The 25,243-nt window shown below is 64.1% G+C and carries 23 protein-coding genes and 1 tRNA gene; 3 read left to right on the forward strand and 21 right to left on the reverse strand.

Annotation, left to right across the window (positions count from 1 at the left end; all coding sequences use genetic code 11):
- The 4 genes from ACIQ3B_RS12675 to rpsL form a co-directional block, all read right to left on the reverse strand.
- Positions 1–113: GTP-binding protein (locus ACIQ3B_RS12675; RefSeq protein WP_137803585.1), on the reverse strand; the 113-nt coding region annotated here is incomplete at its 3' end.
- A 108-nt stretch (positions 114–221) separates the two neighbouring features.
- The gene (fusA, locus tag ACIQ3B_RS12680) at positions 222–2,300 is read right to left on the reverse strand and encodes an elongation factor G (protein ID WP_397403099.1); all 2,079 of its coding nucleotides are present in this window, start codon (positions 2,298–2,300) and stop codon (positions 222–224) included.
- Between the two features lie 101 nt (positions 2,301–2,401).
- Positions 2,402–2,875 (reverse strand): 30S ribosomal protein S7, encoded by a 474-nt coding sequence (gene rpsG, locus ACIQ3B_RS12685; protein WP_397403101.1) that lies wholly within the window; start codon positions 2,873–2,875, stop codon positions 2,402–2,404.
- A gap of 11 nt (positions 2,876–2,886) precedes the next feature.
- A complete protein-coding gene (gene rpsL / locus ACIQ3B_RS12690; RefSeq protein ID WP_397403103.1) occupies positions 2,887–3,258 on the reverse strand; it encodes a 30S ribosomal protein S12 in 372 nt (123 codons plus the stop codon).
- 308 nt (positions 3,259–3,566) lie between these two features.
- On the opposite strand from rpsL, the gene ACIQ3B_RS12695 reads away from it, so the two are divergent.
- The gene (locus tag ACIQ3B_RS12695; RefSeq protein ID WP_397403105.1) at positions 3,567–4,271 is read left to right on the forward strand and encodes a hypothetical protein; all 705 of its coding nucleotides are present in this window, start codon (positions 3,567–3,569) and stop codon (positions 4,269–4,271) included.
- A gap of 10 nt (positions 4,272–4,281) precedes the next feature.
- Here ACIQ3B_RS12695 and ACIQ3B_RS12700 read toward each other — a convergent pair whose 3' ends face one another.
- From ACIQ3B_RS12700 to rpoB, 3 genes are all read right to left on the reverse strand, one after another.
- Positions 4,282–4,611: a zf-TFIIB domain-containing protein gene (locus tag ACIQ3B_RS12700; RefSeq protein WP_397403107.1), complete on the reverse strand. Its 330-nt coding sequence runs from the start codon at positions 4,609–4,611 to the stop codon at positions 4,282–4,284.
- A 140-nt stretch (positions 4,612–4,751) separates the two neighbouring features.
- Positions 4,752–8,945, reverse strand: coding sequence for a DNA-directed RNA polymerase subunit beta' (rpoC, locus tag ACIQ3B_RS12705; RefSeq protein ID WP_397403109.1), 4,194 nt, complete (start codon positions 8,943–8,945; stop codon positions 4,752–4,754).
- 97 nt (positions 8,946–9,042) lie between these two features.
- Positions 9,043–13,113, reverse strand: a complete 4,071-nt coding sequence (rpoB, locus tag ACIQ3B_RS12710) for a DNA-directed RNA polymerase subunit beta (RefSeq protein WP_397403111.1) — start codon at positions 13,111–13,113, stop codon at positions 9,043–9,045.
- 412 nt (positions 13,114–13,525) lie between these two features.
- Between rpoB and ACIQ3B_RS12715 the strand changes: the two genes are divergently transcribed.
- Positions 13,526–14,737, forward strand: coding sequence for a serine hydrolase domain-containing protein (locus ACIQ3B_RS12715; RefSeq protein ID WP_397403113.1), 1,212 nt, complete (start codon positions 13,526–13,528; stop codon positions 14,735–14,737).
- 105 nt (positions 14,738–14,842) lie between these two features.
- On the opposite strand, the gene rplL is transcribed toward ACIQ3B_RS12715, so the two are convergent.
- The 6 genes from rplL to ACIQ3B_RS12745 form a co-directional block, all read right to left on the reverse strand.
- The gene (gene rplL / locus ACIQ3B_RS12720) at positions 14,843–15,223 is read right to left on the reverse strand and encodes a 50S ribosomal protein L7/L12 (RefSeq protein WP_397403115.1); all 381 of its coding nucleotides are present in this window, start codon (positions 15,221–15,223) and stop codon (positions 14,843–14,845) included.
- A 45-nt stretch (positions 15,224–15,268) separates the two neighbouring features.
- Positions 15,269–15,784: a 50S ribosomal protein L10 gene (rplJ, locus tag ACIQ3B_RS12725; protein WP_397403117.1), complete on the reverse strand. Its 516-nt coding sequence runs from the start codon at positions 15,782–15,784 to the stop codon at positions 15,269–15,271.
- A gap of 293 nt (positions 15,785–16,077) precedes the next feature.
- Positions 16,078–16,524 (reverse strand): hypothetical protein, encoded by a 447-nt coding sequence (locus ACIQ3B_RS12730; protein ID WP_397403119.1) that lies wholly within the window; start codon positions 16,522–16,524, stop codon positions 16,078–16,080.
- Positions 16,525–16,530: 6 nt separating this feature from the next.
- The gene (locus ACIQ3B_RS12735) at positions 16,531–17,355 is read right to left on the reverse strand and encodes an enoyl-CoA hydratase-related protein (protein ID WP_397403121.1); all 825 of its coding nucleotides are present in this window, start codon (positions 17,353–17,355) and stop codon (positions 16,531–16,533) included.
- A 3-nt stretch (positions 17,356–17,358) separates the two neighbouring features.
- Complete coding sequence (locus ACIQ3B_RS12740; RefSeq protein ID WP_397403123.1) at positions 17,359–18,555, reverse strand: acetyl-CoA C-acetyltransferase; 1,197 nt, start codon at positions 18,553–18,555, stop codon at positions 17,359–17,361.
- 71 nt (positions 18,556–18,626) lie between these two features.
- A complete protein-coding gene (locus tag ACIQ3B_RS12745) occupies positions 18,627–19,133 on the reverse strand; it encodes a GNAT family N-acetyltransferase (RefSeq protein WP_397403125.1) in 507 nt (168 codons plus the stop codon).
- 71 nt (positions 19,134–19,204) lie between these two features.
- Here ACIQ3B_RS12745 and ACIQ3B_RS12750 point away from each other — a divergent pair, with 71 nt between their 5' ends.
- Entirely contained in the window at positions 19,205–20,437 is a 1,233-nt protein-coding gene (locus tag ACIQ3B_RS12750) for an acyl-CoA dehydrogenase family protein (RefSeq protein ID WP_397403127.1), read from the forward strand.
- Between the two features lie 3 nt (positions 20,438–20,440).
- On the opposite strand, the gene ACIQ3B_RS12755 is transcribed toward ACIQ3B_RS12750, so the two are convergent.
- From ACIQ3B_RS12755 to ACIQ3B_RS12790, 8 genes are all read right to left on the reverse strand, one after another.
- Positions 20,441–20,839, reverse strand: a complete 399-nt coding sequence (locus tag ACIQ3B_RS12755; protein ID WP_397403129.1) for a type II toxin-antitoxin system VapC family toxin — start codon at positions 20,837–20,839, stop codon at positions 20,441–20,443.
- A complete protein-coding gene (locus ACIQ3B_RS12760; RefSeq protein ID WP_397403131.1) occupies positions 20,836–21,081 on the reverse strand; it encodes a type II toxin-antitoxin system VapB family antitoxin in 246 nt (81 codons plus the stop codon). The genes ACIQ3B_RS12755 and ACIQ3B_RS12760 overlap by 4 nt, the downstream gene beginning before the upstream one ends.
- A 118-nt stretch (positions 21,082–21,199) precedes the next feature.
- Positions 21,200–21,889: a 50S ribosomal protein L1 gene (gene rplA / locus ACIQ3B_RS12765; RefSeq protein ID WP_397403133.1), complete on the reverse strand. Its 690-nt coding sequence runs from the start codon at positions 21,887–21,889 to the stop codon at positions 21,200–21,202.
- 4 nt (positions 21,890–21,893) lie between these two features.
- Complete coding sequence (gene rplK, locus ACIQ3B_RS12770) at positions 21,894–22,325, reverse strand: 50S ribosomal protein L11 (RefSeq protein WP_397403135.1); 432 nt, start codon at positions 22,323–22,325, stop codon at positions 21,894–21,896.
- Positions 22,326–22,469: 144 nt separating this feature from the next.
- A complete protein-coding gene (locus ACIQ3B_RS12775; RefSeq protein ID WP_397403137.1) occupies positions 22,470–23,873 on the reverse strand; it encodes a class I SAM-dependent methyltransferase in 1,404 nt (467 codons plus the stop codon).
- Positions 23,874–23,891: 18 nt separating this feature from the next.
- The gene (gene nusG, locus ACIQ3B_RS12780; protein WP_397403139.1) at positions 23,892–24,467 is read right to left on the reverse strand and encodes a transcription termination/antitermination protein NusG; all 576 of its coding nucleotides are present in this window, start codon (positions 24,465–24,467) and stop codon (positions 23,892–23,894) included.
- A gap of 8 nt (positions 24,468–24,475) precedes the next feature.
- Complete coding sequence (gene secE / locus ACIQ3B_RS12785) at positions 24,476–24,802, reverse strand: preprotein translocase subunit SecE (protein WP_397403141.1); 327 nt, start codon at positions 24,800–24,802, stop codon at positions 24,476–24,478.
- Positions 24,803–24,874: 72 nt separating this feature from the next.
- Positions 24,875–24,950: transfer RNA gene (locus ACIQ3B_RS12790), tRNA-Trp, on the reverse strand.
- Positions 24,951–25,243 lie beyond the last annotated feature (293 nt).

Here is a 25,243-nt window from a genome sequence, read left to right on the forward strand (position 1 = left end):
TTCGCCAGCGTCATCGTAATCGCCGCCGTCAACGTCGTCTTCCCATGGTCAACGTGACCAATCGTTCCAATGTTGCAATGCGGCTTGGTACGTTCGAATTTCTCTTTGGCCATTTCAAGCTCCAGCCCTGTCCGGGCTTGTCCTCTAAACTAGGGTTGGGGCCGAACGATCTCCGAAGAAATCATTCAAACTCCTGGTTGGCGTTTTTCGGACGAAAAACGCTAGGCGTATTTCTTGATCACTTCGTCGGCGACGACTTGCGGCACCGGATCGTAGTGGTCGTACTGCATCGTAAACGAAGCGCGGCCCTGTGAGAACGAGCGCAGCGTATTGATGTAGCCGAACATATTGGCCAGCGGCACAAACGCCGTGACCACTTGGGCGTTGCCCTTGGTTTCTGTACCCTGGATCTGGCCGCGCCGTGAGTTCAGGTCGCCGATCACGTCGCCCATGTACTCGTCGGGGGTCAGAACCTCGACCTTCATGATCGGCTCGAGCAGCTTCGGCGAACCGCGCTCACGCAGCTCACGGAAGGCGGCGCGGGCGGCGATTTCGAAGGCCAGAACCGAGGAGTCCACGTCGTGGTAGTTTCCGTCATACAGCGTGGCCTTGAAGTCGATCACCGGGAAGCCGGCCAGCAGGCCGTTTTCCTTGGCCGACTCGATGCCCTTCTGCACGCCGGGGACATATTCCTTCGGCACCGAGCCGCCCACCGTGGTGTTCTCGAAGACGAAGCCGGTGCCGGCTTCGCCCGGCTCGAACTTGATCTTCACGCGGGCGAACTGGCCCGTACCGCCGGTCTGCTTCTTGTGCGTGTAGTCGATGTCGGTCGGCTTGCCGAGGCTCTCGCGGTAGGCCACCTGCGGTGCGCCGATATTGGCTTCCACCTTGTAGGTACGCTTCAGGATGTCGACCTTGATGTCCAGGTGAAGCTCGCCCATGCCCTTCAGGCGCGTCTGGCCCGACTCCTGGTCGGTGTGGACGGTGAAGGAGGGATCCTCAGCCACCATCTTCGCCAGGGCCACGCCCAGCTTTTCCTGGTCAGCCTTGGACTTCGGCTCGATCGCGATCTCGATTACCGGCTCGGGGAAATTCATCTTTTCCAGGATAACCGGCGACTTGTTGGGATCGCACAGGGTGTCACCGGTGCGGGTGTCCTTCAGGCCGGCCAGTGCGACGATATCACCAGCGTGGGCTTCCTTGATGTCCTCGCGGTTATTGGAGTGCATCAGCAGCATGCGGCCGACGCGCTCCTTCTTGTCGCGGGTGGAGTTCAGCAGGCCCATGCCGGTCTCGAGCTTGCCCGAGTAGATGCGGCAGAAGGTGAGCGAGCCCACGAAGGGGTCGTCCATGATCTTGAACGCCAGCACCGAAAGCGGGGCCTCATCAGAAGCCTCACGGACCACCGGCTCTTCCGTACGGAAGTCCAGGCCCGGTGTCGGGGGGATATCCTTCGGCGAGGGCAGATAGTCGACAACCGCGTCCAGCAGCGGCTGCACGCCCTTGTTCTTGAAGGCCGAGCCGGCCAGGATCGGATAGAAGACGCCGGTCAGAACGGCCTTGCGCAGGCACTTCTTCAGGACCTCGACCGAGGGCTCCTCACCGCTCAAGTAAGCTTCCATCGCTTCGTCATCGAGTTCGACGGCGTTCTCGATCATGTAGTGACGCGCCTCGTCGCAAGCGTCCTTCATGTCGGCGGGAATGTCTTCGTCGTGATAGTTGGCGCCCAGGCCTTCGCTGTCCCAGACAACCGCCTTCATGCGAACCAGGTCAACGATCCCCTTCAGGTTGGTCTCGGAACCGATCGGCAGCTGGATCGGCACGGCCTTGACGCCCAGCCGCTCGCGGATGGTCTTGAGGCACATCTGGAAGTCGGCGCCGATCTTGTCCATCTTGTTGACGAACACGATGCGGGGAACGTTGTAGCGGTCTGCCTGGCGCCAGACCGTTTCGGTCTGGGGCTCGACGCCCTGGTTGCCGTCCAGAACGGCGACGGCGCCGTCGAGAACGCGCAGGGAGCGTTCGACTTCAATCGTGAAGTCCACGTGGCCGGGGGTGTCGATGATGTTCAGCCGGTGACCGTTCCAGATGGCGGTCGTCGCAGCCGACGTGATCGTGATCCCGCGCTCCTGCTCCTGCTCCATCCAGTCCATCGTCGCGGCCCCGTCGTGGACCTCGCCGATTTTGTGGCTCTTGCCGGTGTAGTACAGAATCCGCTCGGTCGTCGTCGTCTTGCCCGCATCGATGTGGGCCATGATTCCGAAGTTGCGGTAGTCTTCGATTTTGTGCGCGCGGGCCATCGGTGACGCTCTTGGAAAAGGGCTGTTCTAAAGGGGCTGAACGAACGGCGCGGGCGGTTTATCTCAAACCGCCCGCGCCGGAAAGCTCAGTAAATTCGGGCTTACCAGCGGTAGTGCGAGAAGGCCCGATTGGCTTCGGCCATCTTGTGGGTGTCTTCGCGCTTCTTTACGGCAGAACCGCGGTTGGAAGACGCATCCAGCAACTCGCCGGCCAGCTTTTCGGTCATGGTGTTCTCACCACGCTTGCGCGCAGCGCTGATCAGCCAGCGGATGGCCAGCGCGCGACGGCGCTCGGGACGAACCTCGACCGGCACCTGATAGGTGGCGCCGCCGACGCGGCGCGAGCGCACCTCGATGGCCGGAGCCACATTGTCGAGCGCGGTGTGGAAGGTTTCCAGCGGACCCAGGTCCTTGCGGCGGGTCTCCAGGATATCGAAGGCGCCATAGACGATCGTCTCTGCGACGGCCTTCTTACCTTCATACATCACATAGTTCATGAACTTGGTGACAACGAGATCTCCGAACTTCGGGTCCGGGAGAACAACGCGTTTGTCTGCGCGACGGCGACGGGACATCTCTGATTTCCTTACTTAGGACGCTTGGCGCCGTAGTGCGACCGGCGCTGCTTGCGGTCCTTGACCCCTTGCGTATCGAGCACGCCACGCAGGATGTGATAGCGAACGCCGGGAAGGTCCTTCACCCGGCCGCCGCGGATCAGGACCACCGAGTGCTCCTGAAGATTGTGACCTTCGCCGGGGATGTAGCACACCGCTTCGATGCCGGTGGTCAGACGCACCTTGGCGACCTTACGAAGCGCGGAGTTGGGCTTCTTCGGGGTCGTCGTATAGACGCGGGTGCAAACGCCGCGGCGCTGGGGACAACCCTTGAGGGCCGGCACCTTGTTGCGCACGGGCTTGTTCTGCCTGGGCTTGCGGATGAGCTGGTTAACTGTCGGCATCTAGTCTCGCTTACGTGGAGGCGTGTGCCGTTTGGCCGTGGCGCCTCAGTTGGGGTCATTGTGGTCGTGTCTTCGAGGCCACCCCATGAAACGCAAAAACTCGCCGGCGCACCTGTTCGGCGTTCCGGCGGGAAGCGGCTCATCGGGTCCGGGAAGAATCCCCGACCTCGAAAGAGCGCGCTACATAGTCGGGAAGCGCCCTCCCGTCAATTGCCGGGTCAAGGCGGAAATCGGGCGAAGACGGCCATCAATTCGCCGCCCCGCCGCCTACTGCATATAGCTTAGCTTGAAGGGGGCCAAACGCCATCATGTCCAGGGCGGGTCGAAGCCGTAACTTTGCGATCGCCAGCGCGTCGGGGGCGGCCCACGTTCTGGTGCTGACGCTTGTCGCCCTGCATTCGCCCCGCCTGATCGCGCCGCCTGCGCAATCAGGCCCGCCTGAGGCGATCATTCCGATCCTGATCGTACCCCGCCTGCCCCCAACCCGGGCGACAGCCGGCGCCAAACCCACGCAGATCCGTCTGCATCGGCGACCGCAGCGGTTTGTCGATGAGACCTCCGACGTCAGACCGTTGATCATACCCCGGGACGAGGCCCCCCGCCCTGCCCCCGCGACCGGCCCCAGCGTCACGCCCACGCCGCCACCCGCGGACGCGCTGACGCTCAACGCGCGGGCCGCCTTGCGCGGCCGGGTTGGATGCGCCAACGCCGCCGCCCTCGGATTGTCGCGCGCCGAACGCGAGGCTTGCGAGGATCGATTTGCAGCAGGCGCCCGGGACGCCGAATTCCAGGGTCTGGGGCTCGCCCGCAGCAAACTCGACGACCTCGCGCGCGCCGCCGCCCGTCGCGAGGCTGCCTTCCGCTACAAGCGGGGCCTGCCTGGCCCACCAGTCCCGGTTCCTGCGGGCGCTGGCTGGGACGCCCAGCGCAGCCCGCCCGAGGGCGTTTCGAACATTGGAATAGGCGCCTCATCACAAGATCTCGGTGCAGAACCGCTCAAGATCCCGTTCTGAGGCCGCAGCCTCAATCAAAGATATCGAAGATGTCGAAGCGCTTCTTCCGCTTCTTATAATCGTAGTCGTCGTCGTACTTGTAGCCGGGCCGCCCCTGTACAGGCGGATGGCGACGCTTCCAGTCGTCGGGATCTCGGTGGAAGTCGCCGACCTCACGCTCGAACCTCTGCCGGTCCTCCTGCTGGCTCGCGCGCTCCTGTCTGGCGCCATCCAGCAGCTTTTCCAGCTCGCCCCGATCCAGCCAGACGCCCCGGCATTGGGAGCACATATCGATCTCGACGCCGGATCGGCTCACATTCTGCATCGAGGCGTTGCAGTTGGGGCATAGCAACAGCGGCATGGGTTTGGGCTCCAGGTTCCTGCCTCATCTGGGGTGCGGCACGGAGATTCCAAGAGGCGCGCAAGCTGGACCGCCGTAAACGCAGAACGGCCCAGGATAGCACCCGGGCCGCTCCACAACACTCACAGATCGATCAGGCCTCAGCCCTCGACGGTCTCGACCTCGGCCGCAGTCGCGATTTCCAGGGGCAGAGGCTCCATGGCTTCCTCGCGGCTGGCGGTGAGCGCCTCGTCGCGCTTGGCGGCGATGCGCTGCAGGTTGCGCAGATAGGCGCCGGTGCCCGCGGGGATCAGACGACCCACGATCACGTTCTCCTTCAGGCCTTCGAGCGTGTCGCTCTTGCCCTGGACAGCCGCCTCGGTCAGAACGCGCGTCGTCTCCTGGAAGGAGGCGGCGGAGATGAAGCTGCGGGTCTGCAGCGACGCCTTGGTGATGCCGAGCAGGACGGGCTGGGTCAGCGCCGTACGACCGCCACGGATCTCCGCCTTGGCGCTTTCGTCTTCGACTTCCTGCTTGTCCAGGTGATCGCCCTTGAGCAGGCCAGTGTCGCCCGGCTCGAGGATTTCGACCTTCTGCAGCATCTGGCGGACGATCGTCTCGATGTGCTTGTCATTGATCGGCACGCCTTGCAGACGATAGACCTCCTGGATCTCGTTCACGAGGAACTCGGCCAGGGCTTCGATGCCCAGGATCCGCAGGATGTCGTGCGGGTCCGGGTTGCCGTCGATGATGTACTCGCCCTTGCGGATCACGTCGCCATCGTGGACGGCGATATGCTTGCCCTTGGGGATCAGGAACTCGACCGCTTCGCCACCGTCTTCCGGGGTGATCTTGATACGGCGCTTGTTCTTGTAATCCTTGCCGAATTCGACGCGGCCATCCATTTCGGCGATGACGGCGCAATCCTTCGGACGACGGGCTTCGAACAGCTCGGCCACCCGCGGCAGACCGCCGGTGATGTCGCGGGTCTTGGCGCTTTCTGTGGGGATCCGCGCCATGATCTCGCCGGGCTTCACCACATCGCCGTCGGCGATGGAGAGAATGGCCCCGACCGGGAGCAGGTAACGCGCTTCACCACCGTTCGACAGACGCTTGTAGGCGCCGTCATCGCCCAGCACCGACATGGCCGGACGCAGGTCCGAACCCTTGGACGATGCGCGCCAGTCGATAACCACGCGGTTCGAGATACCGGTGGCCTCGTCGGCCTCTTCGCGGAACGAGAAGTTCTCGACCAGGTCCTCGAAGCGGACCTTGCCGCCCACTTCCGTGATGATCGGCGTGGTATAGGGGTCCCAGCCGGCCAGACGCTGACCGCGCTTGACCTTTTCGCCGTCCTTGACCTGCAGGCGGGCGCCGTAAGGCACCTTGTAGGACTCGCGGTCCTTGCCCTCGACCTGAACGGTAAGGGTCAGGTTCCGGCTCATCGAGATCAGCGAACCATCCGGCGCGATAACCGTGTTGCCGCCGGCGATCTTCGCCACGCCGTCGTTGGCGGTTTCGAAGAACGACTGCTCGGCAACCTGGGCGGTGCCGCCGATGTGGAAGGTCCGCATCGTCAGCTGGGTGCCGGGCTCGCCGATGGACTGGGCGGCAATGACGCCGACCGCTTCACCGATGTTGACCGGGGTGCCGCGGGCCAGATCGCGGCCGTAGCAGGCGCCGCAGACGCCGACCTTGGTCTCGCAGGTCAGGACCGAGCGGATCTTGACCGACTGAACGCCAGCGGCCTCGATCACGTCGCACATGTTCTCGTCGAGATAGCTGTCGGCGGGAACGATAACGTCGTTGGTGCCCGGATCCTTGATATCCTCGGCCGCGAAACGACCCAGAACGCGTTGACCCAGCGAGACCAGCACGTCACCGCCCTCGACGACGGCGCGGAGCGTGATGCCCCGGGTGGTGCCGCAGTCTTCCTCGGTGATGATGCAGTCCTGCGCCACGTCCACCAGACGCCGCGTCAGATAGCCCGAGTTGGCGGTCTTCAGCGCGGTGTCAGCCAGGCCCTTGCGGGCGCCGTGGGTGGAGTTGAAGTACTCCTGAACGGTGAGGCCTTCCTTGAAGTTCGAGATGATCGGCGTCTCGATGATCTCGCCGGAGGGCTTGGCCATCAGGCCGCGCATCCCGCCGAGCTGCTTCATCTGGGCCTGCGAACCGCGGGCGCCGGAGTTGCTCATCATGAAGATCGAGTTGATCTCGCCCTGGCGACCATCGGCGCCGATGGGCGCAGACGAAACCTCGGCCATCATCTCGTCGGCGACGCGATCGGTCGCCTTGGCCCAGGCGTCGACCACCTTGTTATACTTCTCGCCCTTGGTGATCAGGCCATCGGCATACTGCTGCTCGTATTCCTCGACCAGCTTGCGGGTCTCGGCGACGATCGGGGCCTTGCGGGCCGGGATGACGATGTCGTCCTTGCCGAAGGAAATGCCGGCCTTGGCCGCCTCACGGAAGCCCAGCGCCATGATCTGGTCGGCGAAGATGACCGTCGCCTTCTGACCGCAGTGCCGATAGACCGTGTCAATCAGGTTGGCGATTTCCTTCTTGGTGAGGTTCTTTTCCAGCAGCCTGTGGCCCACCGCAGGGTGGTGCGGGAACAGGGCGGCGATCTTCATCCGGCCCGGCGAGGTCTCGATGACCTTGCGGACCAGATTGCCGTCAGCATCCATTTCCGAGTGACGGGCGCGGATCTTGGAGTGGAGCGAGACCACGCCAGCATCCAGCGCCTGTTCCAGTTCGGCCATGTCGCTGAACGCCTTGCCCTCGCCAGGCTCAGCGTCCTTGACCAGCGACAGGTAATAGAGACCCAGCACGATATCCTGCGACGGCACGATGATCGGGCGACCATTGGCGGGCGACAGGATGTTGTTCGTGCTCATCATCAGCACGCGCGCTTCCAGCTGGGCTTCAAGGCTCAGCGGGACGTGGACGGCCATCTGGTCGCCATCGAAGTCGGCGTTGAAGGCGGCGCAGACCAGCGGGTGAAGCTGGATCGCCTTGCCCTCGATGAGCTTGGGCTCGAACGCCTGGATTCCCAGACGGTGCAGGGTCGGCGCGCGGTTCAGCAGCACCGGGTGTTCGCGGATCACCTCGTCCAGGATGTCCCAGACCGCCGGCTGCTCGCGTTCCACCATTCGCTTGGACTGCTTAACGGTGCCCGAGAGGCCCTTGGCGTCAAGGCGCGCGTAGATGAACGGCTTGAAGAGTTCGAGCGCCATCTTCTTCGGCAGGCCGCACTCGTGCAGCTTCAGCTCGGGACCCACCACGATGACCGACCGGCCGGAGTAGTCCACGCGCTTGCCCAGCAGATTCTGGCGGAAGCGCCCCTGCTTACCCTTCAGCATGTCGGCCAGTGACTTCAGCGGACGCTTGTTGGCGCCCGTGATCACCCGGCCGCGACGGCCGTTGTCGAACAGGGCGTCGACCGATTCCTGCAGCATCCGCTTTTCGTTGCGGATGATGATGTCCGGCGCGCGCAGCTCGATCAGGCGCTTCAGGCGGTTGTTACGGTTGATGACCCGGCGATAGAGGTCGTTGAGATCGGACGTGGCGAAACGACCACCATCCAGCGGCACCAGCGGGCGCAGTTCCGGCGGGATCACCGGCACCACGGACAGCACCATCCACTCGGGCTTGTTGCCGCTCTCGGTGAAGCTTTCCATGATCTTCAAACGCTTGGAGAGCTTCTTGAGCTTCATCTCCGAGGTCGTGGTCTTTAGATCCTCGCGCAGCTGTTCGGCCACCAGCAGCAGATCAATACCCTTGAGCAGGCCCTGGATCGCCTCGGCGCCGATCTCGGCGGTGAAGCTGTCGTCGCCGAATTCTTCCTGGAACCGCAGGAAGTCGTCTTCGGAGAGAAGCTGATGCTGCTTCAGCGGGGTCAGGCCCGGCTCGGTGACGATGTAGTTCTCGAAGTAGAGGACCCGCTCGATGTCCTTCAGCGGCATGTCCAGCATCATGGCGATGCGGCTGGGCAGAGACTTTAGGAACCAGATGTGGGCGACGGGACTGGCCAGTTCGATGTGGCCCATGCGCTCGCGCCGGACGCGGGCCAGGGTGACCTCAACGCCGCACTTTTCGCAGATAATGCCCTTGTACTTCATGCGCTTGTACTTGCCGCAGAGGCACTCGTAGTCCTTCGTCGGACCAAAGATCCGCGCGCAGAACAAGCCGTCACGTTCAGGCTTGAACGTCCGGTAATTGATCGTTTCAGGCTTCTTGATCTCGCCAAACGACCACGACCGGATCTTTTCCGGCGAGGCCAGCGCGATACGAATGCGGTCGAAGGTCGGAGCGGCCTGGACCGGATTGAAGATGTTCAGGACTTCCTGGTTCATCTTGTTCCTTCTGCGGGAAGCGTCCCGCCAAAATTGGGTTCGAAACTGAGGGCGGCGTGGGCGCCCCTGCCGTTGCCGGCAGGGGCGAGGTCAGGCCTCAGTTGTTTTCGAGTTCGACGTTCAGGCCCAGGGAACGCATTTCCTTGACCAGAACGTTGAAGCTTTCCGGGATCCCGGCCTCGAAGGTGTCGTCGCCACGGACGATGCTTTCGTAGACCTTGGTCCGGCCGGCCACGTCGTCCGACTTCACCGTCAGCATCTCCTGCAGGGTGTAGGCAGCGCCATAGGCTTCCAGAGCCCAGACCTCCATTTCCCCGAAGCGCTGTCCGCCGAACTGGGCCTTGCCGCCCAGCGGCTGCTGGGTGACCAGGCTGTAGGGACCGATCGAACGGGCGTGGATCTTGTCGTCCACCAGGTGGTGCAGCTTCAGCATGTAGATGTAGCCGACCGTAACCGGGCGCTTGAACTGCTCACCCGACTGGCCGTCGTACAGGTACGATTGACCCGAGCGCGCGAGGCCCGCCTTTTCCAGCAGGTTCTCGATGTCGTCGATGTGGGCGCCGTCGAACACCGGGGTGGCGAACGGAATCCCCTTCGACAGGTTGCGTGCCAGCTCGACAAGTTCCTCTTCCGTGTCCGGAAGTTCCTGATCGGGCCCGTAGATGCTGAGCAGATGATCGATGAGCGCCTGCTTCTGGCCACCCTGTTGCCAGGCCTCCAGAAGGGCTGCGACCTGCTTGCCAAGGCCGGCGGCCGCCCAACCCAGGTGGGTCTCGAAAATCTGACCGACGTTCATCCGCGAGGGCACGCCCAACGGGTTCAGAACGATGTCCACGCTCGTGCCGTCCTCAAGGTAGGGCATGTCCTCGATCGGCAGGATCTTGGAGATAACCCCCTTGTTGCCGTGACGACCGGCCATCTTGTCGCCCGGCTGCAGCTTGCGCTTCACCGCCACGAACACCTTGACCATCTTCATCACGCCGGGCGGCAGCTCATCGCCGCGCTGCAGCTTGTCGACCTTGTCTTCGAAGCGGCGATCGAGGCGCTTGCGAGCTTCGTCGAACTGGAGGCGCAGCGCTTCCAGTTCGGTCATCGCCTTGTCGTCGTCGAGGGCGATCTGCCACCAGAGGCCGGACGAAACTTCTTCCAGCTTCTCCAGCGAGATTTCGCCGCGACCCAGGCCCTTGGGACCCGAGACGGCGTTCTTGCCCACCAGCAGCTGGCGCAGACGGCCCTGCATGTTGCGGTTCAGGATCGCGAACTCGTCGTCGCGGTCCTTGCCCAGGCGGTCGATTTCGGCCCGTTCGATCGACAGGGCGCGTTCATCCTTGTCGACGCCGTGACGGTTGAACACGCGCACTTCAACGACCGTGCCGGTGACGCCCGGGGGCAGCCGCAGCGAGGTGTCGCGAACGTCGGACGCCTTTTCGCCGAAGATGGCGCGCAGCAGCTTCTCTTCCGGGGTCATCGGGCTTTCGCCCTTCGGCGTCACCTTGCCGACCAGGATATCGCCCGGCTGGATTTCGGCGCCGATGGCCACGATGCCCGCTTCGTCGAGGTTGCGGAGCGCTTCCTCGCCGACATTGGGAATGTCGCGGGTGATTTCTTCCGGACCCAGCTTGGTGTCGCGGGCCATGACCTCGAACTCCTCGATGTGGATCGAGGTGAAGACGTCATCGCGCACGATCCGCTCGGAGATCAGGATCGAGTCCTCGAAGTTGTAGCCGTTCCAGGGCATGAACGCGACGAGGGCGTTGCGGCCCAGCGCCAGCTCGCCGAGGTCCGTCGAAGGACCGTCAGCGATCACATCACCGGCCTGGATCACGTCGCCCACGCGCACCAGCGGACGCTGATTGATGCAGGTCGAGGTGTTGGAGCGCTGGAACTTCTGCAGGCGATAGATATCGACGCCCGGCTTGGTGGGGTCGTTCTCTTCCGTCGCCCGGACCACGATGCGGGTGCCGTCGATCTGCTCGACGATACCGGGACGACGGGCCACCACGGCGGCGCCGGAATCCACGGCCACGATGCTCTCCATGCCCGTGCCGACCAGCGGCGCATCCGACTGGATGAGCGGCACAGCCTGCTTCTGCATGTTCGAGCCCATGAGGGCTCGGTTGGCGTCGTCGTTTTCAAGGAACGGGATCAGCGAGGCGGCGACTGACACGACCTGCTTCGGCGACACGTCCATCAGGTCGACCTGATCGCGCGGCAGCAGGCCGGGTTCGCCGTTGATCCGTCCGGGGACCAGATCATCGACGATGACGCCATCCTTCAGCTTGATGTTGGCCTGGGCGATGACGTGCTTCGCCTCTTCCATGGCCGACATGTAGACGACTTCCTCGGTCGTCTTGCCGTCCTTGATGCGGCGGTAGGGGCTCTCGATGAAGCCGTACTTGTTGACCACCGCGTGGGTGGCAAGGGCGTTGATCAGGCCGATGTTCGGGCCTTCCGGCGTCTCGATCGGGCAGATCCGGCCATAGTGGGTCGGGTGCACGTCGCGGACTTCGAAGCCGGCGCGCTCGCGGGTCAGACCACCCGGGCCAAGCGCCGAGAGGCGGCGCTTGTGGGTGATTTCCGACAGCGGGTTGGTCTGGTCCATGAACTGAGACAGCTGTGACGAGCCGAAGAACTCGCGCACGGCGGCCGCGGCCGGCTTGGCGTTGATCAGGTCGTGCGGCATGACCGTGTCGATATCGACCGAGCTCATGCGCTCCTTGATAGCGCGTTCCATCCGCAGCAGGCCGACGCGATACTGGTTTTCCAGCAATTCGCCCACCGAACGCACCCGGCGATTGCCGAGGTTGTCGATGTCGTCAATTTCGCCGCGGCCATCACGAAGGCCGACCAGGGTGCGCAGCACCTCGATCACGTCTTCCTTGCGCAGGATGCGCATGTCATCCGGGCAATCGAGCTCCAGACGCATGTTCATCTTCACGCGCCCGACCGAGGACAGGTCGTACCGCTCGCCATCGAAAAACAGGCTCTTGAACATGGCCTCAGCGGCTTCCACCGTCGGCGGCTCGCCGGGACGCATCACGCGATAGACGTCGAAAAGGGCATCCTCACGGATGGTGTTCTTGTCCACGCGCAGGGTGTTGCGGATGTAGGAGCCGATGGTCACGTCGTCGATATCGAGGACGTCCATGTTCACGAAGCCCTGGGCCTCCAGCGAGGCCAGCAGTTCGACGTCCAGCTCATCTCCGGCCTCGGCGTAGATTTCGCCGGTTTCAGTGTTGACCAGATCTCGCGCCAGGTAGCGGCCGTTCAGGGCCTCCGGCGGCAGCAGCAGGGTCTTCAGGCCCGCGTCAGCGAACTTCTTGGCGTTGCGCGCCGAGATCTTGGTGCCGGCCGGCGCGATCTCTTCGCCCGTCGCGTCGTCGATCAGCGGGAAGTCGGGCTTCACGCCCCTCCAGCGCTCGGGCAGATAGGCCGTGGACCAGCCGCCGGTCTTCTTCACGTAGGCGACGGTCTTGTAGAAGGTGGAGAGGATTTCCTCCCCGTCCATGCCCAACGCCATCAGGAAGGTGGTGGCCGGCAGTTTGCGGCGGCGGTCGATGCGGACGTAGACGATGTCCTTCGCGTCGAACTCGAAGTCGAGCCAGGAACCGCGATACGGGATCACCCGGGCGGCGAATAGCAGCTTGCCCGAGGCGTGGGTCTTGCCCTTGTCGTGGTCGAAGAACACGCCCGGTGAGCGGTGCATCTGCGAGACGATGACGCGCTGGGTTCCGTTGACGATGAAGGTGCCTTTCTCCGTCATGAGCGGGATATCGCCCATGTAGACGTCCTGCTCCTTGATGTCCTTGACGGAACGGGCGCCGGTTTCCTCGTCGGTTTCGAACACGATGAGGCGCAGCTTCACCTTCAACGGCGCGGCATAGGTCATGTCGCGCTGGACGCATTCCTCTACGTCGTACTTGGGTTCTTCGAACTCGTACGTGACATACTCGAGCACGGCGCGCTCGTTGAAATCCTTGATCGGGAACACTGACTTGAAGACGGCTTCAACGCCCTCTTCCTTGCGGTTCGGCGCGCGGGTCTCGCGCTGCAGGAACTGCTCATAGGACGACCGCTGAACCTCGATGAGGTTCGGCATCTGGACGGCTTCGGGGATGCGACCGAAGGAATGCCGAATCCGCTTTTTGCCGGTGAAGGACTGCGCCATGTTATTCCCTTGAGGACGCGGAACACGGAGTCCCGGCGTCGTTATGTCTTTATCCTGCGTCCACCCTCGGTCCTCCCGTACGGGAGGCCGGACGCTGGAAGCTCCCCGTTTCGTCGGGAGCGCCCCCTCGCTCGGCCTGAGGGTAACTGGCCGTGCCTCGGGGCATTCACGCACGAAGACCGGCTCTCGAAGCGCACAGCCTGTGCGACACGGGAATCGGAGAATTTTCGTGGGACCGCCCAGATAAGGGGTTTGAGAACGCTTGGGAAGCCCCTACCGCAAAGAAACTCCGGCGCGACCGGACTCGCTTTCGCACACACTCTCAATGCCCGCCCAACCTGACCGCCGCACATTGTTCACAGCGCTCGCTGCCTTGGCGACAACCGCGGGCGCCCGCGCGAGCCGACCTGACATGGCCGCCGTGCTCCAACCGGCTTCCGGCCCGCCCATGGCCAGCGCGGGCGTGATCGCGAGACACGGCGGCGGCCAGCTGGCGCTGCGGCTGGCGGCGGGCCGCGCCTACAGCGCCGCCGGCTCCAGACCCTTCGACGTCAACCAGCCGTTCCGCGTGGCGTCGGTCTCGAAGATGATCGCGACAACGGTCTTTCTGGACCAGGCCCTGAAGACTGGCCTCGACCTCGACACCGATGCCTCGGCCCTGCTGGAATTTCGGCTGCGCCACCCAAACTGGCCTGATGTCGCCATCACCCCGCGCATGCTGCTTGGCCACACCAGTGGTCTTCGCAACGGCCCATCCTACCCGGTTCCGTTCGGCCGCCCACTGGCCGAAGCGCTGACTCCGGGCGGGCGCCAGTATGACGCAGGCGGATGGTTCGGCGCGTCAGCGCATCGGCCCGGCGCCTGGTTCGCCTATGCCGATGTCAATTTCGCCGTGCTGGCCCAGATCCTGGAGCGGCGCACCGGCGAACGGTTCGATCGACGCATGCAGCACGTGCTGTTCCAGCCCCTTGGCCTGGACATAGGCTACAACTGGAGCGGCGTTTCGGATACGCGCCGCGCACGGGCCGCAGCCGGCGTCAGGCGTTTCGACGGTCCCTGGACCGTACAGGTCGACGGCGATGTCCGGCCATCTCCCTGGCTTTCCGTAGCTCGGGCGTCAGACGCTGCTGAGCTCGACCTGGACACCTATGTCCCCGGACAGAACGGCTTTCTGTTCTCCCCCCAGGGCGGCCTGCGACTGAGCCTCGCCGACATGGACCGATTGGCCCGCGTCATGGCGGCGCGTGGACGCTGGCGTGGTCGCCAGGTGATCCCTGGCGCGGTTCTGGACCTGATGCAGACCCGCGCCTGGACGCTTGACCGGTCCCGGCCGAATGGTGAACCCGAGGGCGTCTTCAAGAGCTACGGCCTGGGCTGTGAAACGCCCGCCGGTTTGTCGGGACCGGACGGCGACGCCTTCTTCGGCGCTGGCTCCCCCGACTGGCGCGGTCACTCCGGCGACGCCTACGGCTGGATGACAGGGCTATACTGGAACATCCGCGACGGCCGCACGCTGGTGTGGGCGGTCAACGGCATGCCCGAAACCGGTCGCCCTACCGCCCGCCGGTCATGTCTGACGGCGCCTGAGGAGGCCTTGGTCGACATGGCGATGGCGGCGATCTAGCTGTCGTGAAAAACCTGCGGCGATCCCTGCTGAATGCAAAAGGGGCCGGAGATGGCTCTCCGACCCCTTCAACTTCGACAGAAGCGCTGATCAAGCGCCGTCGCCTTACTTGATGGTGACGGTCGCGCCGGCTTCTTCCAGCTTCTTCTTGATTTCTTCGGCTTCCTGCTTGGAAATGTTTTCCTTCACAGGGGTCGGAGCCGCTTCGACCAGGTCCTTGGCTTCCTTTAGGCCGAGGTCCGGACGGACGCCGCGGACTTCCTTGATCACGTTGATCTTCTTGTCGCCGCCGGCGGTCAGCATGACGGTGAATTCGGTCTGCTCTTCTTCAGCGACGACCGGGGCAGCGGCGCCAGGCGCAGCGGCGACGGCGACCGGAGCGGCGGCGGAGACGCCCCACTTTTCTTCCAGCAGCTTAGAGAGCTCAGCGGCTTCCAGGACGGTCAGGGCGGAGAGGTCGTCCACCAGCTTTTCGAGATTGGCCATTTAATATGTTCCTTTGGATGAGGTTTTGTCGGGGAAGATGATCGATCAGGCGGCGTCTTTGGTGGCGTAAGCCCCAATGACGCGCGCCAGTTGGCCCGCCGGAGCCTGCAGGATGCCGGCGATCTTGGTCGCAGGCGCTTGCAGCAGTCCGATGAGCTTGGCGCGGAGTTGGTCCAGCGAAGGCAGGGTGGCGAGTGCCGTCACCGAGCTCTTGTCCAGCACCTGTAGACCCATGAAGCCGCCAATGACGGTGAACTTCTCGTTGTCCTTGGCGTACTGGGTCGCGACCTTGGCGGCGGAGACAGGGTCCGAGGCATAGGCGATGGCGACGGGGCCGCTGAAGAGGGCGTCGCCCGCTTCACCGATCGAGCCGCCCAGCGCCTTGATTGCCAGGGTGTTCTTCACCACCTGCAGCTTGGCGCCTTCGGAACGAAGGCGACCCCGCAGATCGGTCATTTCCGCAACGGTCAGACCCATGTTGTGGGTCACGACCACGGCGCCGGCGCCACTGAACACGCCTTTCAGCGTCTCGATGGCTTCCTGCTTTTGAGCGCGGTCCATTGCGGTCTCCATACTCAGGTTCAGCGCACGCGCGACTGCGTACGCCGTTGGGCAACCTGTCCTGATGTGAGAAGCCGCAGCCTCGCGCCTGTCCGCGTGCGGGCAGCCGTCGAAACGTCATCTTCCCGTCTCCCTGTGACTGAGGAAGGGCTCTTCCTCACGTTCCGACCTCCGGTGGCCCCGAAGACTTCACAGTTCTTGGACAGGAGCGGAAAACCCTGGGGTCTTCCGTCCTCGCAGGTCCCTCACGGGATCCACGAAGCGGCGGCGTTTACACGAAGTGCTCCAGGTATTCAACCCGGCGGAAGCCACGCCTCAAGCTGCGCGGCCTTGGCCAGGTCCTTGGGCCGGCCGAACAGCTGCAGGATGCGAAGTTGTTCCGCCGCCGTCGGAATGGGCAGGGCGGCATGACGCGCGCCGATCACAAGGGGCGCATCGCGCACCTTGAGACCGCCCATTACCTCCACCGATCCCCAGGGCGTCTCGTATCGGGCGAAGTCATCGGATCGAAAGGGGCCGTCAGGGACCCTGTCCCCTTTGGAGCCAAGCCAGCCAGACCACAGGGTCCTCAACCGCCCTGCGCCTTCCGCGTTGGTGACGATGTCGAGATCGTTCGCGGCCCCAAGAGGCAGCCCCAGGAGAATCAGCGCCCCGCTGCCGATCAGGGTCCAGGGCATGGCGACCGCATCAAGGTCGGGTTTCAGTCGATCCAGCAGGACCAAGAGGTCGTCAGGCGACAAGGCGCCCTACCCCACCCAGGCCGCGGGTCGCTTTTCCATCCCGGCCTTCACGCCCTCCTTGTAGTCCGGATCGCGCGACATGGCCGTCAGCAGCGCTTCAGCCTCGCGGACCGCGCTTGCGGCGTCGCGGTGCAGGTCGCGGTAGATCTGGCGTTTGGTTTCCCGCGCCGAGCCCGGCGCGACGCTCGTGGCCAGCGCCCGGGCATAGGCCATCACCTCGTCCATCAACCGGTCCGCAGGCACGATGCGATTGAGGAAGCCCATCGCCATCGCCTCCTCCGCCGTGAACACGCGGCTCGACAGCAGGATATCGTTGGCGTGGGTCAGGCCAATTATCCGGGGCAGCACCCACGAGAGCCCGAACTCGGCCGGAAAGTTGAACCGGCCGTGGGCAGCGGTGAACTTCACGCCGGGCGCGCAGAACCTCAGGTCCGCAAAGGCGCTCAGCACCAGCCCGATCCCGGCCGCCGCCCCATTGATCGCCGCGATCACCGGTTTACCGATCCCGAAGTGATAGGCAAATGTCGCGTCGAAGGCGGGGTCAACGCCATAGCCCGGCTCGGCGATATCCTCCGGCGTTCCGGCATCGTAACCGCCCTTGGCCGAGTGCCCCTCCAACGCCTGCAGGTCGGCCCCGGCGCAGAAGGCGTTACCTTCCGGATCGCCGGTTACAATGATCACCCGCACGCCCGGGTCGCGGTCCGCCTCGCGCAGGATCCAGCGGTACTCGGTGTGCATCCGCCCGGTCCAGGCGTTGCGCCGCCTGGGCCGCGCCAGGGTAACGACGGCGATCCCGTCGACGACCTCATAGCGAGTGGCTTTGAGGTCCATGCCTCAGGCTTTCTCAAACACCGCAGCGATGCCCTGGCCCCCGCCAATGCACATGGTCTCGAGGCCATACATGCCGTCGCGGCGCTTCAGTTCGCGCAGCAGGTTGGCCAGGATGCGGCCGCCGGTGGCGCCGATGGGATGGCCCAGCGAGATCCCCGAGCCATTGACGTTCAGCCGGTCGCGGTCGTCCCAGCCCCAGCCCTTGAGCACGGCCAGAACCTGGGGCGCGAAGGCCTCGTTGAGTTCCACCAGGTCGATGTCGTTCCAGCCCATGCCGGTGCGGGCGAACAACCGCTCTACCGCGGGCACCGGCCCGATGCCCATCCGCGAGGGCTCACAGCCGGCCGCGGCCCAGCTGACAAACCAGGCCATAGGATCGAGATTGAGCTCGGCCAACTTGTCTTCCGAGACAACGAGGCAGGCCGACGCCGCATCGTTCTGCTGGCTGGCGTTACCGGCAGTGACCACGCCGCCCTTTTCGATGGCGCGAAGTTGCCCCAGCGTTTCGGCCGTGGCATCCGGCCGGAAGCCCTCGTCCCGGTCGAAGATGATCGGGTCACCCTTCTTCTGCTTCACCGACACCGGCACCAGTTCGTCGTCGAACTTGCCCGCGGCCCAGGCGGCGGTCGCGCGCTGGTGGCTCATGGCGGCGTACTCGTCGCATTCCTCGCGGCTGATCTGATAGTCGCGGGCCAGATTGTCAGCGGTCTCGATCATCCCGGAAATCACGCCGAAACGCTCGATAGGCTGGCTCATCACCCTCCCCCGCGTCAGACGATCATGCATGGTCACCGAGCCCATCCGCGCGCCGCCGCGCATGTCGGTAGTGTAGTACTCCACGTTGCTCATGCTCTCGACGCCGCCGGCGATCACCACGTCGGCCACGCCGGTCTGGACCATCATCGCCGCATCGATCACCGCCTGCAGGCCCGATCCGCAGCGACGATCCAGCTGATAGCCAGGCACGCTGATCGGCAGGCCCGCCGCCAGCGCCGACCACCGCGCGATGCAGGGCGCCTCGCCCGAACCGTAGCCCTGGGCGAAGATCACGTCGTCGATCCGCTCGGGATCGATCTTGGTCCGCGCAACCAGATCCTTCAGCACGACCGCGCCCAGCTCACCGGCGGTCATGCTGGACAGGGCCCCCTGGAATTTTCCGACAGCCGTGCGGATCGGCGAGACGATGGCGGCGCGTTTCATGGTGGCGTTCTCCCGGAAGGACTTTTCCGGTCAGTGAAGCTGCAAGCCCGGTCGGTCAAGTGCGACGGCCGCTAAGCCACCTTGAAGCGCAGGATCGCGCCGTTCCAGCGCGCATCGTCCAGGTTCAGCTCATCCGCCTCCGGCGACACCGAACCCGCCACGCGCCGCCAGAACCCCAAGGCCGCTACGTTGGCCCGGACCACAGCAATCTCCCACTGACCCGGACGGCCTGCAATCAGCTGCCGTGCGGCGTCGAAGCCTATGCCTGAACGTCGATGTTTCCGCACAACGAAGAATTCCGCTACATCATGGTCTGCCGGCAGGCCCGAATGGCTGTGGTTATTGACCAGGGCGAACCCGGCCAGATGGCTATCGGCGCGGATGAACCAGGCTGAGCGATGCGGCTCCGTCCAATAGAGATCGAGCTCGGAATAGGTGTCGAACCGGCCGGACTCGGGCAGTTCGCCCCGATCCTGCCCGGCCCAGAATTCCGAAAAATCATGGATATAGAGCTGAAACATGGCGTCGAACGCCGGCCGGCGAGCGGCAGAAATAGCTTCGAGTTCGACCCTGGACATCGCGCCATCTCGACCGTGACTGCCGAAGCGTCAAGGCGTCTAGCCTTCTGACGAAGCAGGAGAGAGTCCCCATGCAGATGCAGTGGAGCCCGGCGGATCTGGCGTTCCGCGACGAGGTGCGAACCTTCCTCGACGCCGAACTGACCGCGGACATGAGACGGGAGTCGCAGCTGATGACCAGCGTCTATGCCCCGCACGACCTCTGCATGGCCTGGCAGGCCAAGCTTCATGCCCGCGGCTGGGCTGCGCCAGCCTGGCCCGTGGAATACGGCGGCTGCGGCTGGACCGCCGCCCAGCGCTACATATTCGCCAGCGAGCTGGCCGCAGCCGGGGCCCCGCCCCTGTCGCCCATGGGGATCGGCATGTGTGGCCCCGTGCTGATCGGCCACGGCTCACCCGAGCAGAAGGCTCACTACCTTCCGCGCATGCTCACCGGCGAACATCTGTGGTGCCAGGGTTACTCCGAGCCCGGCTCCGGTTCAGACCTCGCGTCGCTGCAGATGAGCGCGGTGGAGGATGGCGACCACTTCGTCTGCAACGGGCACAAATTGTGGACGACCCACGCCAATGAGGCGAACTGGATCTTCTGTCTGGTGCGGACCTCGCAGGAAGCGATCCGCCAGCAGGGCATCACCTTCCTGCTCATCGACATGACGACGCCTGGCGTTGAGGTGCGGCCGATCCTGATGCTGTCAGGCGAGCACATCCAGAACGACGTGTTCTTCACCGATGTGCGCGTGCCAAAGGCCAATGTGGTGGGCAAGGTCGGCGAAGGCTGGACGGTCGCCAAGTATCTCATGGAATTTGAACGTGGCGGCGGTGTCTCGACGCCTGGCCTGAAGACACGCCTGGGCCGCACACGCGCGATGGCGGCGAAGGAGGCGGACGGCGGCGGCGGCCGTTTCGAGGACGTGGCCGGGTTCATGTCGCGCCTCAACGCTCTCGCCATCGAGATCGAGGCGCTGGAGGCTGTGGAACTGCAAATTCTGGCCAACATGAGCCAGGGCGAGGCGCCGGGCGCGCGGTCGTCGATGATGAAGACGGTGGGCACCGAACTCAGCCAGCGGCTGACCGAAATGGCCCTGGAGGCTTCAGGGGCCTATGGCGCCCTCTATCAGGCCCATGCCGCGCGCCCCGGCGGCGCGGTGCCCGGCTACCCAGTTCCGCACGATCAGGGCCATGTAGGACCCGACCACAGCATCACCGTGGCCGCGAAGTACTTCAAGGACCGTGCGGGCAGCATCTATGCCGGCACCAACGAAATTCAGCGCAACATCATGGCAAAGGCGGTGCTGGGGCTTTGAGCCTCAGGCGATGGCAATGTCGGTCTGGCTGAAATCATCGCCTTTGAAGAGCAACGGGATGCCGTGGGTCTTTGCGCAGGCGTAGGCGAAGCAATCACCCATGTTCAAGCGGGCCGGATGACGGCCCTTGCCGTAGCGATCAAAGGCGCCCAAGGCCGTCGCGCCCTCTTGGTCGCTGACCATAACAACCCGGATTCGGGCTTCGCCGAGGAATCGATTCACATCGCGCTGCGCTTCGGCAACGCTACCGCCGGCCGCGCGCGCGACCGCAAGAACGGTTTCGTAGACGGCGAGCGCAGACGTAATGGGTTCGGGGTCAGCGTCAATTCGAGCTGTGAATGCCTCCATCTCGGGCTCCCCCAGAAGAATGGCGCAGATGGCCGAAGCATCGACAAAGATCATTCGTCTTCTTCACCGGACAACCAATCAAAAAATGCCTTGTCCGCCACCAGACCAGTGCGTCCACGCGCTGCGATCCGTTGTTGGATCTCGCGGACCCTGTCGATCAGCGGCTCTGTAACCGCTTCGCGCTCAAGCGCCTCGCCGACGGCCTGATGCACGGCTTCCGTTAGACCCACACCTCGCCGACGGGCGAGTTCGCGGACCTTTGTGTCTGTTTCAGGATCGCGGATATGGAACGGCATTTCGGCTATCCGTCTAGATCACTTCGGATATCCGTCTATCCGCTCAATCCTTGGCGAAGGCAACGAAAAAGGGGCGACGTCGCCGTCGCCCCTTCAGGTCGCAGGATCTCGTCGGCGCTTAAGCGCTGATCGAAGCCTGATCCACCTTGAAGCCCGGTCCCATGGTCGAGGACAGGCTGACCTTCTTGATGTAGGTGCCCTTGGCGCCCGACGGCTTGGCCTTGTTCAGCGCATCGATCATCGCCTTGACGTTGATGAGCAGCGCTTCGTCGGAGAAGCTGGCCTTGCCGATACCGGCGTGAATGATGCCGGTCTTCTCGGTACGGAACTCGATCGAACCGCCCTTGGCGTCCTTCACGGCCTGGGCCACGTTGGGAGTCACGGTGCCGACGCGCGGGTTCGGCATCATGCCACGAGGGCCCAGCACCTTACCCAGACGACCCACCAGGGCCATCATGTCCGGCGTGGCGATCACGCGATCGAATTCCATGAACCCGCCCTGGATGCGCTCAACCAGCTCCTCGCCGCCGACAATGTCGGCGCCTGCGGCGGTGGCTTCAGCGGCCTTGGCATCCTTGGCGATGACGGCGACGCGAACGTCGCGGCCGGTGCCGGACGGCAGCGCGACCACGCCACGGACCTGCTGGTCGGCGTGACGGGGATCAACGCCCAGATTGACGGCGATCTCGATGCTCTCGTCGAACTTGGCGTTGGCGTTGGCCTTCACCAGCTTGACGGCGGCGTCGAGAGCGTGGGCGACGGTGGTGTCGCCGGTCCAGGTCTTGGTGCGTTTGGCTTGCTTGCCCATGTGCTCAGGCCTCCACGATCTGCAGGCCCATCGAGCGCGCGGAGCCCTCGATGATCTTGGCGGCGGACTCAACATCATTGGCGTTGAGGTCCTTCATTTTCTTTTCGGCGATGTCGATCAGCTGGGCGCGTGTGATCTTGCCGACCACGTCACGGCCCGGCAGCTTTGAGCCGGATTTCAGACCCATCGCCTGCTTGATGAAGAAGCTGGCGGGCGGAGTCTTGGTCACGAAGGTGAACGACTTGTCCTGATAAACCGTGATCACGGTCGGCAGGGGTGTTCCCTTGGCTTCCTTTTCAGTGCGGGCGTTGAACTCCTTGCAGAAGCCCATGATGTTGACGCCGCGCTGACCCAGCGCCGGCCCGATGGGCGGCGAAGGGGTGGCGGAGCCCGCAGGCACCTGCAACTTGATATAGCCCAAGATTTTCTTGGCCATCGTTACTCCTCATGACCCTGGGGGTCGGTTGAGCCGTGGTGCGGGGTTACGGTGGCCGCCCCCTCCCACGGATTTGAAATCGCCTGGACATGCCCGACGAAGCGCGCGCTCTTACCAACAATGGCGCCAGGGAGCAACCGGGCGCTATGCGGCCTTCTGCGCCCAGAACTGGTACATGCGTCTGAAGGTGGCCGGATTGTCCGCCTCAAACGCTTCCCACGCGTTGAGATCCAACCCCTGCGGGTCGTGCGGAAACCGTGCGAGATAGGCGTCGCGAATTTCCTGGAATGAAAACTGAAGGAAACCCAGGAAGGTCAGGTCATTCTCGCGCAGCATCCGGCGAAGATCATCGAAGTTGAGCTCGTGCTCCTGCACATGCATCAGCAGATCGCGGCAGCCGCTGGTGGCGTAGAAATCCCGCGACGCCACGGCAGGAATCCGCACCGGGTCATTCAGCGGCCGCGCGATGATGTCCTGGCGGAATTCGCGCACGGTATCCGGCGTGTAGGTTTTCCCGAGCGCCTTGCCCGGCTTGAGGTGTTCCCGCGCCCGGGCGCTGTAGAGGCCGAGGGCGACAAACCCGCCGGGCTTCGCCAGCCTGCAGACCTTGCGCGCCCCTTCGAACGGATCGTGCAGATGGTGCAGCACGCCGGCTGACTGGACGATGTCGAAAGGCCCCACGCTGTCGCCAAGCTCGAGAAGATCGGCCTGGGCGTAGGTGATGCGATCGGCGATGCCCAGTTCGCGGCTCTTGCGCACCGCATAGGCCAGGCTGGTGCGGCTGAGATCCACCGCCAGGGTGTGCCGGGCCTGCAGCATGATTGTCGCCAGGATCGCCTGGCGCCCCGTACCGCAACCGGCGATGAAGATCGTCGGATCCTTCGGAAACCGGCGGCCATTGACGTGGGTCTGAACGGCCCCCGGACCCGCGCGCCGCCACCGGGGATACGGATGCGTTTCATACTGTGACCGAACCGCTTCCGAAACAGCGCCCGTTACCGGTGTCAGCGTCGGAAGGGCGTCGGCAATGACCTGTTCTTCCCGAACTGCGACGATTTGCTCGCGGAGCACATTCTCGACAGGGCCTGTCCATCCCTTGTCGAGCAGGCTGTCAGCGCCGGGCAATCGGGCCAGGGGCCTGTAGGAGGCCAGCGACATCACCTGTTCCGGCGTCAGATCCTGGAGGCTGGCGGCCAATATCTCGACCAGTCGAGTTTCGGTCGCATCCTCTGCCCATGCATGCTCATTGAGGTGGCACTGGATCGCGATCCACGACCTGAGCGGTGCGAAGGCTTCATTCGGCGCCGAAAACAGCAGGCTCCGGCGCGCCGCCGTCATCATTCGCTCGAGCCAGACCGGGAAAACCGGCGAACTCTGCAGCACTTCGGCCAGCAGCTCATCGGTCGCCACATCGATGACCCGGGTCGGCGTCGGCCAGGTGGCGCCCAGCACCCGCACGGCGTCGGCAGCCAGAAACTCCGTCGCGCCCTGTCCGCTTCTGAAAGCGCTCAGCAGGGTTGCGCGGGTGGCGGTGAAATCCTCGGCCACGGCGGTCCGGGCCCTTTGCTAGCCGACCTTCTCGACCTGACTGTACTCGAGCTCCACCGGGGTGGCGCGGCCGAAGATGGAGACCGTGACCCGCAGGCGCGTACGCTCCTCGTCGACCTGTTCGACCGAGCCGTTGAAGCTGGCGAAGGGTCCGTCGGTGACGCGGACGGTCTCGCCGATCTCGAAGGAAATCGTCGGCTTCGGCCGCTCAACGCCCTCTTCGATCGCGCCGATGATGCGTGAGACTTCCTTGTCGGAAACCGGGATTGGCTTGGATCCGCTGCCGAGAAAGCCCGTCACCTTCGGGGTGTTCTTGATCAGGTGGTAGGCCTCGTCGGAGAGCTCCATCTTCACCAGCACGTAGCCAGGGAAGAACTTGCGCTCGGAATTGACCTTCCGGCCCCGGCGGATTTCGACCACGTCTTCCGTGGGTACCAGGATCTCGGAGAAATTGTCCTCCAGGCCCTGGTTCTTCGCCTGTTCGCGAATGCTATCGGCCACCTTCTTCTCGAAGTTCGAGTAGGCGTGGACGATGTACCACTTGTGGTGCGGATTGCCCTTGGGCGGGGCGACGGTTTCTGCGGCTTGGGACATTTTTTTTCTTACCCGCCCGTCGTGACTCGAAGGAGCCAGGTGATGGCGAACTGCAGGATGGTGTTGACGACCCAGAAGAACAGCGCCGCCATGACCACCATGATCGCCACCATGATGGAGGTGATCCAGGTCTCGTTGCGGCTGGTCCAGGTGATTTTGCGGGCTTCGGCGCGAACCTCGCGGAAGAATTTCGGAGCGTTCCTGAGGTTCTGGATCAGGCCAGGACCCTTTCGCGCATCCCCAGCGGCCGCGCCAGACGGCGAGGCCATGACGGCGGCGGTCTTGGCGGCCCGCTCGCGGATCGCCTGCGGGGTTTTTCCCGATTTCCTGGCCATGCGGCGCTTCAAACTCTCTTCTGGAGCGACGGAAGGCCCGCGCTCCTGTTATTCCAGATCACATATATAGGGTGGCAGGAGTGGAGGGACTCGAACCCCCGGCCCTCGGTTTTGGAGACCGATGCTCTACCAGCTGAGCTACACTCCTATCTCGCAACCTTACCGACCCCGTTTCATCCGCTCATTCCAGGCCCGGGGGTGAAACCCGTCGTCCGCAGACGACGGCTAAAAAAACAGACTCCAACGATGTCGGATAGGACGCAGGCGTATGACGCAGGCGGCGCTGGTTTTCAAGGGTCTTTGCCGGATGCCGGGCCAGACCCATCCCCGGACCTGAGATAGAAAAGGCCGCCGGGGTTTCCCCTGGCGGCCCTTGTCTGGATCCCCGCCTGCGCGGGGATGACCCGGAGCGCCCAGCGGCGCTCCCGATCACTTGATGAT

This window comes from Phenylobacterium sp. (assembly GCF_044358365.1).
Lineage (GTDB): Bacteria > Pseudomonadota > Alphaproteobacteria > Caulobacterales > Caulobacteraceae > Phenylobacterium.

Excerpts from the sequence above, each read along its gene's own strand:
- rpoB (WP_397403111.1), bottom strand. The coding sequence starts at position 13,113 with ATGGCGCAGTCCTTCACCGGCAAAAAGCGGATTCGGCATTCCTTCGGT.
- ACIQ3B_RS12715 (WP_397403113.1), top strand. The coding sequence starts at position 13,526 with ATGGCCGCCGTGCTCCAACCGGCTTCCGGCCCGCCCATGGCCAGCGCG.
- ACIQ3B_RS12760 (WP_397403131.1), bottom strand. The coding sequence starts at position 21,081 with ATGCCGTTCCATATCCGCGATCCTGAAACAGACACAAAGGTCCGCGAA.
- ACIQ3B_RS12740 (WP_397403123.1), bottom strand. The coding sequence starts at position 18,555 with ATGAAACGCGCCGCCATCGTCTCGCCGATCCGCACGGCTGTCGGAAAA.
- rplK (WP_397403135.1), bottom strand. The coding sequence starts at position 22,325 with ATGGCCAAGAAAATCTTGGGCTATATCAAGTTGCAGGTGCCTGCGGGC.
- rplL (WP_397403115.1), bottom strand. The coding sequence starts at position 15,223 with ATGGCCAATCTCGAAAAGCTGGTGGACGACCTCTCCGCCCTGACCGTC.
- ACIQ3B_RS12700 (WP_397403107.1), bottom strand. The coding sequence starts at position 4,611 with ATGCCGCTGTTGCTATGCCCCAACTGCAACGCCTCGATGCAGAATGTG.
- ACIQ3B_RS12735 (WP_397403121.1), bottom strand. The coding sequence starts at position 17,355 with ATGGACCTCAAAGCCACTCGCTATGAGGTCGTCGACGGGATCGCCGTC.
- rpsL (WP_397403103.1), bottom strand. The coding sequence starts at position 3,258 with ATGCCGACAGTTAACCAGCTCATCCGCAAGCCCAGGCAGAACAAGCCC.
- ACIQ3B_RS12750 (WP_397403127.1), top strand. The coding sequence starts at position 19,205 with ATGCAGATGCAGTGGAGCCCGGCGGATCTGGCGTTCCGCGACGAGGTG.
- fusA (WP_397403099.1), bottom strand. The coding sequence starts at position 2,300 with ATGGCCCGCGCGCACAAAATCGAAGACTACCGCAACTTCGGAATCATG.
- ACIQ3B_RS12695 (WP_397403105.1), top strand. The coding sequence starts at position 3,567 with ATGTCCAGGGCGGGTCGAAGCCGTAACTTTGCGATCGCCAGCGCGTCG.
- secE (WP_397403141.1), bottom strand. The coding sequence starts at position 24,802 with ATGGCCAGGAAATCGGGAAAAACCCCGCAGGCGATCCGCGAGCGGGCC.
- rplA (WP_397403133.1), bottom strand. The coding sequence starts at position 21,889 with ATGGGCAAGCAAGCCAAACGCACCAAGACCTGGACCGGCGACACCACC.
- ACIQ3B_RS12755 (WP_397403129.1), bottom strand. The coding sequence starts at position 20,839 with ATGATCTTTGTCGATGCTTCGGCCATCTGCGCCATTCTTCTGGGGGAG.
- rpsG (WP_397403101.1), bottom strand. The coding sequence starts at position 2,875 with ATGTCCCGTCGCCGTCGCGCAGACAAACGCGTTGTTCTCCCGGACCCG.
- nusG (WP_397403139.1), bottom strand. The coding sequence starts at position 24,467 with ATGTCCCAAGCCGCAGAAACCGTCGCCCCGCCCAAGGGCAATCCGCAC.
- rplJ (WP_397403117.1), bottom strand. The coding sequence starts at position 15,784 with ATGGACCGCGCTCAAAAGCAGGAAGCCATCGAGACGCTGAAAGGCGTG.
- rpoC (WP_397403109.1), bottom strand. The coding sequence starts at position 8,945 with ATGAACCAGGAAGTCCTGAACATCTTCAATCCGGTCCAGGCCGCTCCG.
- ACIQ3B_RS12745 (WP_397403125.1), bottom strand. The coding sequence starts at position 19,133 with ATGTCCAGGGTCGAACTCGAAGCTATTTCTGCCGCTCGCCGGCCGGCG.